Source organism: Streptomyces sp. NPDC006140, from assembly GCF_040628815.1.
In the GTDB taxonomy this organism is placed as follows: domain Bacteria; phylum Actinomycetota; class Actinomycetes; order Streptomycetales; family Streptomycetaceae; genus Streptomyces.
The window spans coordinates 27,387-43,815 of the sequence record NZ_JBEXTS010000009.1; the positions used below are offsets into that span (position 1 = coordinate 27,387).

A 16,429-nucleotide genomic window follows, 5' to 3' on the forward strand; every position below is an offset into this window, starting at 1 on the left:
ATGGTTCACACACCCAGGACGTCGAGGACCCACTCGCCCACCAGCACCCCGCCCAGCCCGAGCACGGCCAGCACGGTCGTGTAGGACGTCCGGACCTTGATCGCCTCGACGACGGAGAGGTTGAAGTACTCCTTGAACAGCCAGAACCCGGGGTCGTTCACATGCGAGAACGCGATGGAGCCGCAGGCGACGGCCAGCACCATCACCTCCGGGTGCACCCCGCTGCCCGCGAGCAGCGGCAGCGCCACCCCGGACGCCGTCACGACGGCCACCGTCGCCGAGCCGAGCGCGATGCGCAGGATGACGGCGACCAGCCAGGCGAGGACGATCGGCGAGATGGACCAGCCGTCGGTGGCGTCCTTGATGTAGTCGGAGATCCCGCCCTCGACGAGGACGTTCTTGAAGGCCCCGCCCGCGCCGATCACCAGCAGGATCATGGCCATCGCCTGGGCCGCCGAGGTGCAGGAGGCGCCGACGTCGCTCAAGCTGCGCCCGATCCGCGGCCCGAACGCCCAGATGGCCAGGCACAGGGTCAGCAGCAGGGCGATGGGCGCCGAGCCGGCGAACGCGACGACGTTCAGCAGCGGGCTCTCCTCGGACGCGGCCATGTCGGTCACCGCGGCGGCCACGATCAGCACCACGGGGAACAGCGCCACGCACAGCGACCAGCCGAGAGCCGGCATCTCCTCCTCGGTGAACTCCCGCTCGCTGACGAGCCCCTTGGGGATGGACGGCGTCAGCCGCGCGACGAACGGCAGGCGGGGCCAGGTCAGGGCGATGAGCGCCCCCGCGGGCACGGCGATGAACAGGCCGTAGAACAGGGTCAGTCCGACGGAGGCGTGGAAGGTCGCGGCGACGGCGGTGGGCCCGGGGTGCGGCGGGAGGAAGCTGTGCATGGTGGACAGCGCGATGGACATCGGCAGCCCGACCCAGAGCAGCTTCGCCCCGGTCACCCTGACCAGCGTGAACGCGATCGGCACGATGATGATGAACGCGACCTCGTAGAACATGGTCACGCCGATCAGCATGGCCGTGACCACCATGGCCACCTGCACCCACCGCGGGCCGAAGGCGTCGAGGAGCCGGCCGGCTATCCGCTGCGCGGCACCCGAGTCCCCCATCACCCGGCCGACCATGGCGCCGAGGCCGATGGTCAGCATGGTGTCGCCGATCTGGTCCCCGATGCCTTCGGAGAGGACGTCCGGGATGGTGGCCACCGGGATGCCCTGGACGAGTGCGACACCGACCGCCACCAGCAGCAGGGCCGCGAAGCCGTTCAGTCTCAGCCTGGTCATGAGGAGCAGCAGGATCAGAACGCTGATCCCGACGACGAGCAGAGGCAAGGCAGTTCCCCTTTGAACCGGTGCGCCGGCGAGCGCGCGACGACTCTCATCCCTGTATGCAGACGGCGTCCACGTATGAAGATGGAGGCTAAGTGGGTGAACGGCAGGGGTCAATGGCCGGGCGATCACGAATTGCCGGGGCACCTACGATGAGCGCATGGAGGGGAACAGCAGGGGCGTCCGCGGCGTGAAGTCGGCGGCCCGGACCGTCGCACTGCTGGAACTGCTCGCCGAGCGCGGGGAAGAGCCCTCACGCCTCGACCAGCTCGCGGCGGAGCTTCAGGTGCCGCGCAGCAGCATGTACCAGTTGCTGCGGACGCTCGTCGACGCCGGCTGGGTCCGCACGGACGCCACCGGCTCCCTCTACGGCATCGGGATCCGCGCGCTGCTCACGGGCACCGGCTACCTGGACGGGGACCGGCGCGTCCGGCTGGTCCGCCCGTACCTCGACGAGGCGTCGGACGCGCTGGGCGAGACCATCCACCTGGCGCGGCTCGACGGCCGGGACGTCGTCTACCTCGCCACCCGCGAGTCCCACGAGTACCTGCGCACCCTCAGCCGGGTCGGCCGCCGCGTCCCGGCCCATGCGGGGGCGCTCGGCAAGGCCCTGCTCGCCGAGCGCCCCGACGACGAACTGCCCTTCGGCGTCGAGCCGTTGCCCGCCCTCACGGAGAACACGCACACCGACCGCGCCGCACTCCTCGCCGACCTGGCCGGGGTCCGCGAGCGCGGCTACTCCATCGACCGCGAGGAGACAGTGCCCGGCATCGCCGGCTTCGGCTTCGCCCTGCGCTACGGCACCCCGGCCGTCGACGCCATCAGCTGCTCGGTACCGGTGGCCCGCCTGACCCGGGACCACGAGGAGCACATCGTCGCCGTGATGCGGGACATCAGGACCCGAATCGAGTCCCGCCCACCCCCCTCGGGCACACCCGACTGGCGTTAGGACCCGCGGACGGGACCCCAGCCGGACGGGGGCTGCCCGCCGGGACCCCAGCCGGGCAGGGCCGACCCGACCGGGCGTGGGCAGCTCGCCCGCGCCTGCGGACGGGAGCTGCCCACCGGGCGGGACCCCAGCCGGACGGGGGCTGCCCGCCGGAACCCCAGCCGGGCAGGGCCGACCCGACCGGGCGTGGGCTGCTCGCCGGGCGGGGCTGCCCAGCGGGCGGGGCCGCCCCGCCCGAAGAGACCCTCAGCCGGTCGCCCCCTCCGGCAGTACGCCCGCGCGGAACGGCTCCACGCCCTCCAGCCTGCGCACCCGCGTCGGTTCGATCAGCAGCATCACCCGGCGCTCGCCGGGCAGCAGCCACGGGTAGCGGTCCTCGCCGAGGTACTTGCGTGCCAGCCGGTCCATCGCCCGTTCCGCCTCCTCGCCCTCCACGAAGCGGACGACCTTCCCCCGGATCTCCGCCCGGTCGTACGGGTTGGCGGGGTCGTGGTGCGACAGCGAAACGTACGGATTGCGCCGCAGATTCTCCTCCTTCACCCGCCCGATGGAGGTGTTGACCATGACGTACTCCCCTTCGAGGTCCGCCCACATGGGCGAGACCTGAGGCGCCCCGTCCGCCCCCACCGTCGCCAGGTGCCAGAAGTTCGGCGCGAGAAGCCGCTCGCGCATATGCTCGTTGAGCTTGCCGTTCACGTGAGTCACTGCCTTTCCGGGCCCACGACCGGCGGACCCGGCGCCATCCTCGCCCCGCCCCCGCCCCGGCCGACAGACGATCTTCGGCCCCGGTCGAACCCACCGGTAGCCGTAGGTTCCTACAATCCGTGATCCTGGCCGAACAGACCGTAGTCGCCGCAGTCCCACGCCCCTAGCTTGTGGCGCGTGCGCCGACCTTCACCCCGCCCGAGCGATCCCTCCCCCACGACCACGCCTCCGCCCTTCAACGCCCCCGCGGCCCGCCGCCTGCGCGCGGCCCTCGGCATGGCCCCCGAGCACGTCGCCCACGGCATGCGCGTCTCGTACGGGCACCCCCACGTCTCCCCGGACCACGTCATCGCCTGGGAGCGCGGGATCACGGCCCCGACCGACTCCGAACTCACCGCCCTCGCGGGCGTGCTGTGGTGCTCGCCCGCGGAACTCATCGGCAGACCGCGCACCCTGCGCGAGCACCGCATCGCCCGCTGCCTCGCCCCGGAGGACGTCGCCCGGGCCGTGGGGCACGACGTCCACAGCTACCTGCGCATGGAGGAGACCGACAGCTGGCGCGGCACCGACCGCCAGTCCGCCGCCCTCGCCGACCTGCTCGGCCTCCGCCTGCCCGACTTCGTCGCCGTCACGGGCCGGAACGCCAAGCTCGGCGAACTGCTGCGCAGCGCGGTCACCACCCGCTGGCAGGCCTACGTACGACCGGTCGCGAAGGTCGTCCCGCTGGACCGGCCGTTCCTGGAGGGCGCCCTCCAGGCGCTGCACGAGGACTACCAGGGGCACATGGCCGCCACCCTGAGCTGGGGCGGCGGCAGCAGCGACGCGGGCGACGCCGGCCAGGAGTTCCTCGACCGGATCGTGGAGCACTTCTGGGCGAAACTCCAGGACGACACCGACCGGGAGGGCGTCTAGAAGACCGACTCGGCCTCGTCCATCCGGTCCTTCGGCACCGTCTTCAGCTCGGTCACGGCCTCCGCGAGCGGCACCATCACGATGTCCGTCCCGCGCAGCGCGGTCATCCTGCCGAACTCCCCCTGGTGCGCGGCCTCCACCGCGTGCCAGCCGAACCGCGTGGCGAGCACCCGGTCGTACGCGGTCGGTGAGCCGCCGCGCTGGACGTGGCCGAGAATGACCGGCTTGGCCTCCTTGCCGAGCCGCCGCTCCAGCTCGTGCGCGAGGGCGGTGCCGATGCCCTGGAAGCGTTCGTGGCCGAACTTGTCGATCGCGCCCTTGCCGTAGTCCATGGTGCCGTCGGCGGGGTGGGCGCCCTCGGCGACGCAGACCACCGCGAACTTCTTGCCGCGGGAGAAGCGCTCCTCGACCATCTTCACGAGATCGGCCGGGTCGAACGGGCGCTCCGGCAGGCAGATCCCGTGCGCACCGGCGGCCATGCCGGACTCCAGCGCGATCCACCCGGCGTGCCGGCCCATGACCTCCACGACCATCACCCGCTGGTGGGACTCGGCGGTGGTCTTCAGACGGTCCATCGCCTCGGTGGCGACCCCGACCGCCGTGTCGAAGCCGAAGGTGCGGTCGGTCGACGAGATGTCGTTGTCGATCGTCTTCGGGACGCCGACCACCGGCAGACCGGCGTCGGACAGCATGCGGGCGGCCGTCAGCGTGCCCTCGCCGCCGATCGGGATCAGCGCGTCGATGCCGAACTCGTGGATCATGTCGGAGGCGTTCTCGCAGGCCTCGCGGAGCCGGTCGCGCTCCAGCCGGGACGACCCGAGGATGGTGCCGCCGCGGGCCAGGATGCCGCTGACCGCGTTCAGGTCGAGGTTGCGGTAGCGGCCGTCGAGCAGGCCCGCGTAACCGTCTTCGAAGCCGATGACCTCGTCGCCGTAGTTGTCGACCGCCCGGTGCACGACCGACCGGATCACGGCGTTCAGGCCGGGGCAGTCGCCGCCTGCGGTGAGAACTCCGATACGCATCGTGCTGTGTCTCCTGCTCGCTGTGGATACCGGTGAGCCTCTGCCGATTGTTTCACGGCCCACAGCCCGGTGCCGCACCCGAGGCTGACGGGCGCCTTATCTACCGGCGGAGGTATTGTCAAGAGGGTTCTGCTCACCTCGGTGGGCGATTTTTGTGCCCGTGGCTGGATAGCCGTTGGCTTGATGTGTACCGCTTGATGTGTACCCCCATTCGAGACGAAACGGAGAGCGCGCGTGACCCGCAGCGTGTACGTGACCGGCATAGACCGCGGCGACGGCCGCCAGGTCGTCGAACTGGGGGTCATGGAGCTCCTCACCCGGCAGGTCGACCGGGTGGGTGTCTTCCGCCCCCTGGTCCACGACGGGCCCGACCGCCTCTTCGAGCTGCTGCGCGCCCGCTACCGGCTCGCCCAGGACCCGGCGACCGTCTACGGCATGGACTACCACGAGGCGTCCGCCCTCCAGGCCGAGGCCGGCACCGACGAGCTGGTGTCCACGCTCGTCGACCGCTTCCACCGGGTCGCCCGCGACTACGACGTCGTCCTCGTCCTCGGCACCGACTTCGCCGACACCCAGCTCCCGGACGAGCTGTCGCTCAACGCCCGGCTGGCGAACGAGTTCGGCGCCTCCGTGATCCCGGTCGTCGGCGGCCGCAAGCAGACCGTCGAGTCCGTGCTCGCCGAGACCCGCAACGCCTACCGCGCCTACGACACCCTCGGCTGCGACGTCCTGGCCATGGTCGCCAACCGGGTCGCCCGCGAGGACCGCGACGAGATCGCCGGCCAGCTCGACTCCCGGCTCCCGGTGCCCTGTTACGTCCTGCCCGACGAGCCGGCCCTGTCCGCGCCGACCGTCTCGCAGATCAGCCACGCCCTCGGCGCCAAGGTGGTCCTCGGCGACGACTCCGGCCTCGCCCGGGACGTGCTCGGTTTCGTCTTCGGCGGCGCCATGCTGCCGAACTTCCTCGGCGCCCTGACCCCGGGCTGCCTCGTCGTCACCCCGGGCGACCGCGCCGACCTGGTCGTGGGCGCGCTCGCCGCGCACAGCGCCGGCACCCCGCCGATAGCCGGGGTGCTGCTCACCCTGGACGAGGTGCCCGGGGACGACATCCTCACCCTGGCCGACCGCCTCGCGCCCGGCACCCCGGTGCTGTCGGTGGCCGGCACCAGCTTCCCCACCGCCGAGCAGCTGTTCTCCCTGGAGGGCAAGCTCAACGCGGCCACCCCGCGCAAGGCGGAGCGCGCCCTCGGCCTGTTCGAGCGGTACGCCGACACCGCCGACCTCGCGCGCCGCGTCTCGGCGCCGAGCAGCGACCGCGTCACGCCGATGATGTTCGAGCACAAGCTGCTGGAGCAGGCCCGCTCCGACCTGCGCCGCGTGGTGCTGCCCGAGGGCACCGAGGAGCGCGTGCTGCACGCCGCCGAGGTGCTGCTGCGCCGGGGCGTGTGCGAGCTGACCCTGCTCGGCCCGGTCGACCAGATCCGCAAGAAGGCCGCCGACCTCGGCATCGACCTCGGCGAGTCCCAGCTGATCGACCCGGCCGACTCCGAGCTGCGCGACGCCTTCGCCGAGCAGTACGCGGCCCTGCGCGCCCACCGGGGCGTCACGGTGGAGCTGGCGTACGACGTCGTCTCGGACGTGAACTACTTCGGCACGCTGATGGTCCAGGAGGGCCTCGCCGACGGCATGGTGTCCGGCTCGGTGCACTCCACGGCCGCGACCATCCGCCCGGCCTTCGAGATCATCAAGACCAAGCCGGACGCGGACATCGTCTCGTCGGTGTTCTTCATGTGCCTGGCCGACAAGGTCCTCGTCTACGGCGACTGCGCGGTCAACCCGGACCCGAACGCCGAGCAGCTCGCCGACATCGCCATCCAGTCGGCGACCACGGCCGAGCAGTTCGGTGTGGAGCCGCGGATCGCGATGCTGTCGTACTCGACCGGCACCTCCGGCTCGGGCGCCGACGTCGACAAGGTCCGCGAGGCCACCGAGCTGGTCCGCTCCCGACGGCCCGACCTGAAGATCGAGGGCCCGATCCAGTACGACGCCGCCGTGGAGCCGTCGGTCGCGGCGACCAAGCTGCCCGGCTCCGAGGTCGCGGGACAGGCGAGCGTGCTGATCTTCCCCGACCTGAACACCGGCAACAACACCTACAAGGCCGTGCAGCGCTCGGCCGGCGCGATCGCCGTCGGACCGGTGCTGCAGGGCCTGCGCAAGCCGGTCAACGACCTGTCCCGGGGCGCCCTCGTCCAGGACATCGTCAACACCGTCGCCATCACGGCGATCCAGGCCCAGACCCCGTCCCCGAGCGAGAAGGCGACCGCCCAGTGAGCAGCCCGACCCGTGTCCTCGTCCTCAACTCCGGTTCCTCGTCGGTGAAGTACCAGCTGCTCGACATGCGCGACAGCAGCCGGCTGGCGGTCGGCCTGGTCGAGCGCATCGGCGAGCGGACCTCCCGGCTGAAGCACACCCCGGCCGGCGGCGAGAGCCGGGAGCGCGGCGGGGCGATCGCCGACCACGACGCCGCACTGAAGGCCGTGGCCGAGGAACTCGCCAAGGACGGCCTCGGCCTGGACTCCCCCGAGCTGGCCGCGATCGGGCACCGGGTGGTGCACGGGGGCCGGTCCTTCACCGAGCCGACCGTCGTCGACGACGCCGTGCTCGCCGAGATCGAGCGGCTCATCCCGGTCGCCCCGCTGCACAACCCGGCCAACCTCACCGGCCTGCGCACGGCCCGGGCGCTGCGGCCGGACCTGCCGCAGGTCGCCGTCTTCGACACCGCCTTCCACACGACGATGCCGGAGTCGGCCGCGCGCTACGCGATCGACGTCGAGACGGCCGACGCGCACCGCATCCGCCGCTACGGCTTCCACGGCACCTCCCACGCGTACGTCTCCCGGGCCACGGCCGAGCTGCTGGGCAAGGACCCGTCCGAGGTGAACGTGATCGTGCTGCACCTGGGCAACGGGGCGTCCGCCTCGGCCGTGCGGGGCGGCCGCTGCGTGGACACCTCCATGGGGCTGACGCCTTTGGAGGGGCTCGTGATGGGTACGCGCTCCGGAGACATGGACCCGGCCGTCATCTTCCATTTGATGCGTGTTGGTGGAATGTCCGCCGACGAGATCGACACTCTTCTCAACAAGAAGAGCGGTCTGATCGGTCTGTGCGGCGACAACGACATGAGGGAGATCCGCCGCCGTGTCGACGAGGGCGACGAGCGGGCGGAGCTGGCGTTCGACATCTACATTCACCGCCTGAAGAAGTACATCGGCGCCTATTACGCCGTACTCGGGCGGGTGGACGCGGTCGCCTTCACCGCCGGCGTCGGCGAGAACGCGGCACCCGTGCGGGAGGCCGCCCTGGCAGGGCTGGAGGGGCTGGGCCTCGCGGTGGACGGCGAGCGCAACGCCGTACGCGGCGACGGGGCGCGGCTGATCTCGCCCGAGGGCGCCCGGGTCGCGGTGGCGGTGGTCCCTACTGACGAGGAATTGGAGATCGCGACACAGACCTACGCGCTGGTAAATGGTTCGGGGAATCACACCTGAGCGGCATCCCGCCCTTTTGTATTTTCCGCCAGACGGAATATTCCGCTGGGAAACAAACCGATAGGATCGCCCCCATGCGCCGTTCGAAAATCGTCTGTACTCTCGGCCCCGCGGTCGACTCCCACGAGCAGCTTGTCGCGTTGATCGAAGCCGGCATGAACGTGGCCCGCTTCAACTTCAGCCACGGCACGCACGCCGAGCACCAGGGCCGGTACGACCGGGTCCGGGCCGCCGCCAAGGAGACCGGCCGGGCCATCGGTGTCCTCGCCGACCTGCAGGGCCCGAAGATCCGCCTGGAGACCTTCGCCGAAGGTCCTGTGGAGCTGGTCCGCGGTGACGAGTTCACCATCACCACCGAGGACGTCCCGGGCGACAAGACGATCTGCGGGACGACCTACAAGGGCCTGCCCGGCGACGTCAACAAGGGCGACCAGGTCCTCATCAACGACGGCAACGTCGAGCTGAAGGTCACCGAGGTCGAGGGCCCCCGGGTGAAGACGATCGTCATCGAGGGCGGCGTCATCTCCGACCACAAGGGCATCAACCTGCCCGGCGCGGCCGTCAACGTGCCCGCGCTGAGCGAGAAGGACGTCGAGGACCTCCGCTTCGCGCTGCGCATGGGCTGCGACCTGGTCGCGCTGTCCTTCGTCCGCGACGCCAAGGACGTCCAGGACGTGCACCGCATCATGGACGAGGAGGGCCGCCGCGTCCCGGTCATCGCCAAGGTGGAGAAGCCGCAGGCGGTGCAGAACATGGAGGACGTCGTGATGGCGTTCGACGGCGTGATGGTCGCCCGCGGTGACCTCGCCGTCGAGTACCCGCTCGAGAAGGTCCCCATGGTGCAGAAGCGCCTGATCGAGCTGTGCCGGCGCAACGCCAAGCCGGTGATCGTGGCGACCCAGATGATGGAGTCGATGATCACCAACTCCCGTCCGACCCGCGCCGAGGCCTCCGACGTGGCCAACGCGATCCTGGACGGCGCCGACGCGGTCATGCTGTCCGCCGAGTCGAGCGTGGGCGCGTACCCGATCGAGACCGTCAAGACGATGTCGAAGATCGTCACCGCGGCCGAGCAGGAGCTGATGTCCAAGGGGCTCCAGCCGCTCGTCCCGGGCAAGAAGCCGCGCACGCAGGGCGGTTCGGTGGCCCGCGCCGCCTGCGAGATCGCCGACTTCCTCGGCGGCCGGGTCCTGGTGGCCTTCACCCAGTCCGGTGACACGGCCCGCCGGCTGTGCCGCTACCGCGCCTCCCAGCCGATCGTCGCCTTCACCACCGACGAGGGCACCCGCAACCAGATGGCGCTGAGCTGGGGCGTGGAGCCGTACGTGGTGCCCTTCGTCAACAGCACCGACGAGATGGTCGACCTGGTCGACCAGGAGCTGGTGAAGCTGAACCGCTTCAACGAGGGCGACATCGCGGTCATCACCGCCGGCTCGCCCCCCGGCGTCCCCGGCACCACCAACATGGTGCGCGTGCATCACCTGGGCGGCGCCAAGCGCTGACCCGCCAGGGCAACTCGGTACGCGACTGAGGGCGTCTCCTGTGTGACGGGGGGCGCCCTCAGTCGCGTTCGCCACCAGGTTGTCCCCTACCGAAAATCGATCAACTGTGCAAATCTTGTGAGGCTCCCGGGGAGAGAGTGCAGGGGGAGTGCGCCTGACCAGCGCACACATCTCTTTCGACGAGTGTCACCCATCACGAACCGCCACGGCTGCCGCGCAGCCATGTCCGCCTGCTCTCTTCCTGGCCTCTCCATTCGACCAGCAGACAGGCGACAGCATGCGAAGAGCCCTGCGCTCAAGGGGGTTAGCCGGCACCGCACTGGTGGCGGCCTCCGCCGTTCTGACGGGACTGGTGTACGCAACACCGGCCCGGGCCGACGATCCACCGACCGATGACCCGGACGCCGGCAAGTTCCGGATCAGCCTCGGGGTGGACGCCCGGATGAACCGGTGCGTGGCCGGGACGGCACTGCACATCGGCGGCCCGGCGCTCAAGGCCGCGGCTGCAAAAGCCCTCAACGGCACTGACACCCAACTCGCCACCGCCCTGGAAGGGCACCAGCTGGGCCTCGGCACACTCGGCGACGCCCGTTCCAAGGACAACGACGGCGTCATCGACTACCTGGACCAGTCTCACAAGCGCAAACAGCGCTGGGAGGCGGCCAACAAGATCTACGCGGAGACGGGCTGGAGCTCGGGCACCGAATACCACGCTCCGCAGTTCGACAAGGAAGTCGTCGCCTTCACCCTCGGTCCGCAGCGGGACCTGTACGGCAAGCTCGGGCAGGACGGCCGCAGCGTGCCCACCAAGGCCTCGGTGGACCGGGCCAAGAAGATCGCCGAGGACATCAAGGGCCAGGACGACTGGAACGACTTCGCGATCGGCACGATGTTCGGGGACACCGACGTCCGCGGCCCCTACAACTCGACCACCTCCAGCGACGTCGCCTCCTTCCTGCGCCACGGCGGCTTCGTCACCAAGCCGCTGGAGGAGGGCTCCGCCGAGTACCGCATGGAGGTCGAAGCCCTCAAGGTCGCCTGGGGCGGCTGTGACAGCTTCAACCCCGTCGACGCCCGGCGGGTCCTCTCCCCCGTGGTCCTGACGGCCCACCAGGAGTGGGAACAGGAGTACGCCGCCCAGGCCAAGCCGCGGGCCACGATCATGGCCGCAGAGGCGACCGCTTCGGCCGAGGCCCGCAAGGCCACCGAGGCGATGATCGAGTCCATCGGGCAGGCGTGGCTGGCCGACCAGATCCTCCTCTGGCAGAAGTACTGGGCCGGTCAGCCGAAGGACAACATCCACCGGCCCAAGGCAGCGGTCTTCACCCAGGCCAAGACAGACCTCGCCAACGCCCAGAAGCGGGCCGCCGACCAACTGGCCCTGGCCAACAAGGCGGTGGCCGCCGCCAAGACGGCCTCGGAGCAGGCCGGCACCGCGCAGAACAACGCGTACGCCATTGCCGACGCCGCCAAGACGCCGCGTGGCCGAGGGCTGCTGTACGCGCAGCAGTCGGTGCAGGTCACCAAGGCCTCGTACGCCGCGGCCCAGGCGGCCGCGAAGGCCACCCAGACCGCGGTGAACGCCACCAAGGCCACGGTGGCCGACAGCAAGGCGCTGTTCGCGCTCTCCCAGACCCAGGCCCACGCCATCAACACCGAGTTCCGGCGCATCGCCGCGCAGGAGGCGGCGGCCCAGGCGAAGGCGGCGGCCGTGTCCGCGGACGCGCTGGCCAAGGAGGCCGCCGCCAACGCCACGAAGGCGAAGAACGCCCAGGCGACGGCGGAGGCCGCCGAGAAGACCGCGAAGGAAGGAGCCGCGAAGGCGGCCGCGGAGCGGGCCCGGGCCGAGAAGGAACGCGACAACGCCAAGCGCGAGCGGGCCAACGCGGCGGCCGAACGGACCAAGGCGAAGGACGCCGAGCAGCGGGCGCAGGCGCACCGGGATGCCGCCGGCCGGGCGCGAAGCTCGGCGGAGACGGCGGGCGGTACCGCCGCAGCCAGACTCGAGGAGGCCGAGGAGGCCGAGGCGCAGGCGTACCGGGCCCGCGACCGAGCGCAGGAGGCCGAACGGAAGCGGGACGCGGCGAAGTCCAGGGCGGCTGCCATGGAGGCCGCCGCGGAGGCCGCCAAGGGTTCCGCTGCCGCGGGTGAGGCCCGGCAAGCGGCGACGGAGGCCCGTACCGCTGCCAACGAGGCGACGAACGAGGCCGGCGACGCCCGTGCCGCCGCCAACGAGGCGAGCGACGCCGCCGTGCGGGCCCGGGCCGCCGCCACGCGCGCCGACGCTGCCGCTTCGCGGTCCCGTGCCGCGGCCGACAACGCGTGGGCCGCGTACGAGACCACGCGGGCCGCAGCTGCTACGGCCCATGCGGCGGCAGCCGAGGCGATCGACGCTGCCGCGGCAGCCCAGAAGAACGCCGACGACGCCGACGCCGAGGCCAAGAAGGCCGCCGCCGCGGCGGTCACGGCACGCAAGGAGGCCACGGCCGCCCGCGCCGAGGCCGCCAAGACGGCAGCCTGGGCCGCCACCGCGGCCGGCCACGCCTTCGCCGCGAGTGAGGCGGCCACCGCCGCCCGCGACTCGGCCACCGAAGTGATCAAGCCTGCCAACCAGGCCATCGCCATCGGCACCCCGTACAAGGAGACCGATGTGGCGGCCGCGTTCGCGGTCCTGGTCGGTCAGACGTCCAAGCCGATCGCGGAGCGTCAGGCAGCCGCCGCCAAGGCAAAGGCCGACGAGGCGGCCAGGGCCGCCAAGGAGGCCAAGGCCCTGGCCGAAAAGGCGAAGGGCGACGCCAAGCTGGCCGCCGAGGCCGCCGCCGCGGCGGCCGGTGACGCGGCGAAGGCCGCGGCGTCGGTGGCCGCCGCCCGGGCGTCCGCGGCCGAGGCCGCCACAGCCGCGGAGGCGGCGAAGAAGGCCGACGCGAACGCGCAGAAGTACGACGAGCAGGCCGGTACGGACGCCGTCTACGCCGGGATGGCCGCGAACGAGGCGGAGTCCGAGGCCGCCGCGGCGGATCGGGAGGCCGACGACGCGGAGAAGGACGCGGCCGGCGCCCGCTCCGCGGCGACCGCAGCGGAGAAGGACGCCGCCAGCGCCCGCAGTACCGCCACCCAGGCGGAGCAGGACGCCACCGCAGCCGAGACGGCGGCCAAGAACGCCGACGGTGCCGCCAAGGAGGCGGACCAGGCAGCCGACCGCGCGGAGGAGGAATACCGGAAGGAACTCGAGGAGCAGCGCCGCTCCATGGCCGAGTCGTCCCCCGACACCGGTCCGGGCCTCAGCGCCGATGACGAAACGCTGCTGCGCGAGTACTGCGGCCAGTCCTGTGTGGACGACTACCGGTCCGCGAAGGCGCTGGCATCCATGGACGTCATCGACTGGGTCAGGGAGAACGGCGGCGAGATCCTGCTCGAGACGTTCGGGGTCAACAACGTTCGGCGTTGCCTCGGACAGGGTGACGTCGAAAGCTGCCTGTGGTCGCTCGTCGACGTCGTCGGTTACGCAGCCGTGATCGGTAAGTTGCCGGCCATCGGCGGGGCGGTCGTGCGGGTCGCCAGCGGCATTTTCCGCTTCCTGGACGATGCGGCGCAGGCCAAGCACACCCTGGACCGGCTGCGCAAGCTGCTGAGCACCCTCCGCAAGGGCAGCGCTCCGGCGAAGTGCCTGCTCAGCTTCGCCGAGGACGTGGCGAGCTCGGCGCCCGACAGGGCGGCCGGCGGTCGTGCGGCCTCCGCTCCGTCCGCATCGGCGCTTTCGACGCGGGCAGGCGCGGCCGCGGCGGCCAAGGTCTGCGTGAAGTCCGCCATCGGCAAGGACTCGGTGCTGACGAAGCTGGCGCAGAAGACGGGCAAGGACCAGACAGCGCAGAAAGACCTCGACCACCTCTTCGCGGAACTGGCCAAGGGGAACATGACGCCCGGAACCTTCAACAAGATGCTGGACGGCGCGGAGGGCGTACGGTACGCCCGCGGACGCAACGGCGGCCGGCTCTTCTTCCGGGTGGTGGAGGACGGTGTCGAGATCGTCGGCAAGTCCAACAAGCAGTGGGAGCAGCGGGTCATCGACCGATTGAAGAAGCTCTATGGAAAGTAGCCCCTACCGGACCGTGCGGACGCCCCGGCTGAGCATTCGCTTCACCCTGGGCGCCGAGGACGACCCGCATACCGTGGAAGACGCCGACGCGGTGATCACCGCCCCGAACGGCAACCGGTGGACCGCGACGCTGATGACCCCGGCTCGAATCGCGACCGTGATGGAGCGCTGGTCAGGAACGGGCGAATGCCTCGGCGGGCAGTACTTCCAGGTCCGTGATCTCGTCATCGTCCGCGAAGGCGGCCTCGACTCCATGGTGAGCGCACTGGAGGACATCTTCCGCGACTACGGCACGGACACGGATGTGCTTCCGCGGCTGCCTCACGACGACGAGGACGAGGAGGACCTGACGGAGTAGCTCCTCAGGGTGACCTTCACAGGACTGTGCCCCGCCGGGATGACACCCGGCGGGGCACAGTCTGTTGCGGCTCCCGGAGAGGCCTCGGAGGCGGCGTCAGCCGGTGACGTACTGATGCAGCCCCGGCACCGTCAGCGTGCCGCCGAACTGGCCGGCCTGCTGGACCTTCACGTTGGTGAAGTAGATCAGCGGGATGTTCAGCGGCGGCGGGTGCTCCGGGTCGAACGTGATCGGGATCAGCCCGAGCAGGTTGCCCGAGATGCTCTCCGTGTACATCACCGTGTCGCCGTCGCGGATCGTGGACGTCGAGCCCTTGGCCGCCTGCACGTGGTAGGTCTTGCCGGACTGCTTGTCCTTGACGATCTGGTGGAGGTCACCGATGTCGGTGCCGCCGGAGATGACGTACTTCAGCACCTTCTTGACGGTGCCGTTGGCGGTGCGCACCTCGACGATGCCCTTGTAGTCGGCGCCCTTCAGTGTCAGCGAGCTGGCGTTGAGGATCCACGGGTCGTCGGGCAGCGGCACCTTGTTGTCGACGCCGCCCTCGGCGTCGGTGGCGGCCGGGCAGTCCTCGGGGTTCGTGGTGGAACTCGGGGACGGGGTGGGCGAGGCCGTGGCCTCCTTGGCCTTCTCCGCCGCCTCCCGCACCGCCTTCTCGGCCGCCTCGGTGGTGTCCTCCACCGTCTTGCCGGTGTCCTCGACCGTCTTGGACGCCTTGTCGGTGGTGCCCTTGGCCGTGTCCTCGACCGTACCGGCGACCTTCTCGGTCGTGTCCTTCACGGTGCCGGAGGCGTTCCCGACAGCCTTCTCGGTGCCCTCGGAGGCCGATGCGGACGGGCTCGGGCTCGCGCCGTCCTTGTTCCCGCCGTCGAAGATGCCGCCGATGGCGTCGCCGATGTCCTCCAGCAGGTTGCCGCCGCTCTCGGACGGCGAGGGGGACGGCGTGGCCGCCGCGTCGTCGCCGCTCTCGGCGGGCGCCGTCGCGGACGGGGTCGGCTTCGGCTCGTCCTTGTCGCCGGAACCTGAATCCGGCGCAGTGGAACCGTCGTCGCCCGAACCGCCCGGAGTGGCCGAGGGGGACGGCGTGGGAGCCGTGTCGCCCTTGTCGTCCGTCGCGCCCTCGGTGGCCGAGGGGGACGGCGTGGGCGAGGCGGAGGCGTCGCCCTTGGCGCCCTCCAGGGCCGCCACGCAGTCCTTGTACTCGTCGGCCGTCAGGCTCTTCGCCGTCGGCGTCGCCGGGCTGTTGCTGTCGGCGATGGCGAGCGTCGACGTGAAGCCCATGCCCATGAGGACCGCCGTCGGCATCGCCGCCATGGCTATGGCCTTGCCGGCCGGCATGTGGAACCTGGTGAACAGCGGCTTCCTGGGTGCCGCGTGGCGCGGCCCGGTTCTCACACGCGACTTGTCCACCTCAGTCCCGTGAGTCACCTCGTCAGCCGGCACTGTGCCTCCCGTTCGTCCCGTTGGCCGGGTTCGTTCCTGACAGATCGTTCGGCTCGCCCGCCACAGGCTTGAGGACCGCGGTGTCAGGGTCCGCGGCGCCCGCAGGGGTGCTCCCCCCGCCCGGCACGTCCCTCTGCGCCGTCTGCGCATCGGGGTCCTTGCCGGGCGCCCACGCCACAGCCATCGCACCGCCGACGAGGGCGAACAGGAAACCGACGACGAAGCCGCCGAAGTTGGACACCGGAATGGACACCAGACCCAGCAGGATCGCAGCGACACCCGCGAAGGTCCGGATGTGCTTCTGGAACCAGAGGCTGATGCCCAGCACGACGAGCAGCACACCGATGATCAGAGAACCTGCGCCCGCAGTCGTGGACATGGCCAGGGTCAGATGGCCGAGCTGGAGGTGCGCGTACGGGAAGTACATGATCGGAAAGCCGCCGATCATGATGAACAGGCCGGCCCAGAACGGCCTCGTGCCCCGCCAGGCGCGGAACTGCAGCCTCCGGCGGGTGAACTGACCGGGCGCGGCAGAGATCTCGGCGCTCATGGAAAAC

At 70.9% G+C, this 16,429-nt stretch carries 12 protein-coding genes; 7 read left to right on the forward strand and 5 right to left on the reverse strand.

What is annotated here, in order from left to right:
• Positions 1–5: 5 nt before the first annotated feature.
• Positions 6–1,343: a gluconate:H+ symporter gene (locus ABZ386_RS22955; RefSeq protein ID WP_351342558.1), complete on the reverse strand. Its 1,338-nt coding sequence runs from the start codon at positions 1,341–1,343 to the stop codon at positions 6–8.
• 157 nt (positions 1,344–1,500) lie between these two features.
• Between ABZ386_RS22955 and ABZ386_RS22960 the strand changes: the two genes are divergently transcribed.
• The gene (locus ABZ386_RS22960; RefSeq protein WP_351342556.1) at positions 1,501–2,289 is read left to right on the forward strand and encodes an IclR family transcriptional regulator; all 789 of its coding nucleotides are present in this window, start codon (positions 1,501–1,503) and stop codon (positions 2,287–2,289) included.
• Positions 2,290–2,535: 246 nt separating this feature from the next.
• On the opposite strand, the gene ABZ386_RS22965 is transcribed toward ABZ386_RS22960, so the two are convergent.
• Entirely contained in the window at positions 2,536–2,961 is a 426-nt protein-coding gene (locus ABZ386_RS22965) for a PPOX class F420-dependent oxidoreductase (protein ID WP_351342622.1), read from the reverse strand.
• 201 nt (positions 2,962–3,162) lie between these two features.
• On the opposite strand from ABZ386_RS22965, the gene ABZ386_RS22970 reads away from it, so the two are divergent.
• Positions 3,163–3,906 (forward strand): helix-turn-helix transcriptional regulator, encoded by a 744-nt coding sequence (locus ABZ386_RS22970; protein ID WP_358965699.1) that lies wholly within the window; start codon positions 3,163–3,165, stop codon positions 3,904–3,906.
• On the opposite strand, the gene ABZ386_RS22975 is transcribed toward ABZ386_RS22970, so the two are convergent.
• Positions 3,903–4,928, reverse strand: a complete 1,026-nt coding sequence (locus ABZ386_RS22975; protein WP_351342552.1) for an ATP-dependent 6-phosphofructokinase — start codon at positions 4,926–4,928, stop codon at positions 3,903–3,905. The genes ABZ386_RS22970 and ABZ386_RS22975 overlap by 4 nt on opposite strands.
• Positions 4,929–5,162: 234 nt before the next feature.
• On the opposite strand from ABZ386_RS22975, the gene pta reads away from it, so the two are divergent.
• From pta to ABZ386_RS23000, 5 genes are all read left to right on the forward strand, one after another.
• Positions 5,163–7,259 carry a phosphate acetyltransferase gene (gene pta, locus ABZ386_RS22980; RefSeq protein WP_351342550.1) on the forward strand — a complete coding sequence of 699 codons (2,097 nt, stop codon included), beginning with the start codon at positions 5,163–5,165 and terminating at the stop codon, positions 7,257–7,259.
• Complete coding sequence (locus tag ABZ386_RS22985; protein ID WP_351342548.1) at positions 7,256–8,473, forward strand: acetate kinase; 1,218 nt, start codon at positions 7,256–7,258, stop codon at positions 8,471–8,473. The genes pta and ABZ386_RS22985 overlap by 4 nt, the downstream gene beginning before the upstream one ends.
• A gap of 74 nt (positions 8,474–8,547) precedes the next feature.
• Positions 8,548–9,975, forward strand: coding sequence for a pyruvate kinase (gene pyk, locus ABZ386_RS22990; RefSeq protein ID WP_351342546.1), 1,428 nt, complete (start codon positions 8,548–8,550; stop codon positions 9,973–9,975).
• Positions 9,976–10,327: 352 nt separating this feature from the next.
• The gene (locus ABZ386_RS22995) at positions 10,328–14,071 is read left to right on the forward strand and encodes a hypothetical protein (protein ID WP_358965700.1); all 3,744 of its coding nucleotides are present in this window, start codon (positions 10,328–10,330) and stop codon (positions 14,069–14,071) included.
• Positions 14,061–14,429: a hypothetical protein gene (locus ABZ386_RS23000; protein WP_351342542.1), complete on the forward strand. Its 369-nt coding sequence runs from the start codon at positions 14,061–14,063 to the stop codon at positions 14,427–14,429. The genes ABZ386_RS22995 and ABZ386_RS23000 overlap by 11 nt, the downstream gene beginning before the upstream one ends.
• 96 nt (positions 14,430–14,525) lie before the next feature.
• Here ABZ386_RS23000 and ABZ386_RS23005 read toward each other — a convergent pair whose 3' ends face one another.
• Both ABZ386_RS23005 and ABZ386_RS23010 read right to left on the reverse strand, forming a co-directional pair.
• On the reverse strand, positions 14,526–15,872 hold the full coding sequence (locus ABZ386_RS23005; protein ID WP_358965701.1) for a hypothetical protein: 1,347 nt from the start codon (positions 15,870–15,872) through the stop codon (positions 14,526–14,528).
• Positions 15,862–16,422, reverse strand: a complete 561-nt coding sequence (locus ABZ386_RS23010; RefSeq protein WP_351342538.1) for a DUF6114 domain-containing protein — start codon at positions 16,420–16,422, stop codon at positions 15,862–15,864. Before ABZ386_RS23010 ends, ABZ386_RS23005 begins: the two co-directional genes overlap by 11 nt.
• Positions 16,423–16,429 lie beyond the last annotated feature (7 nt).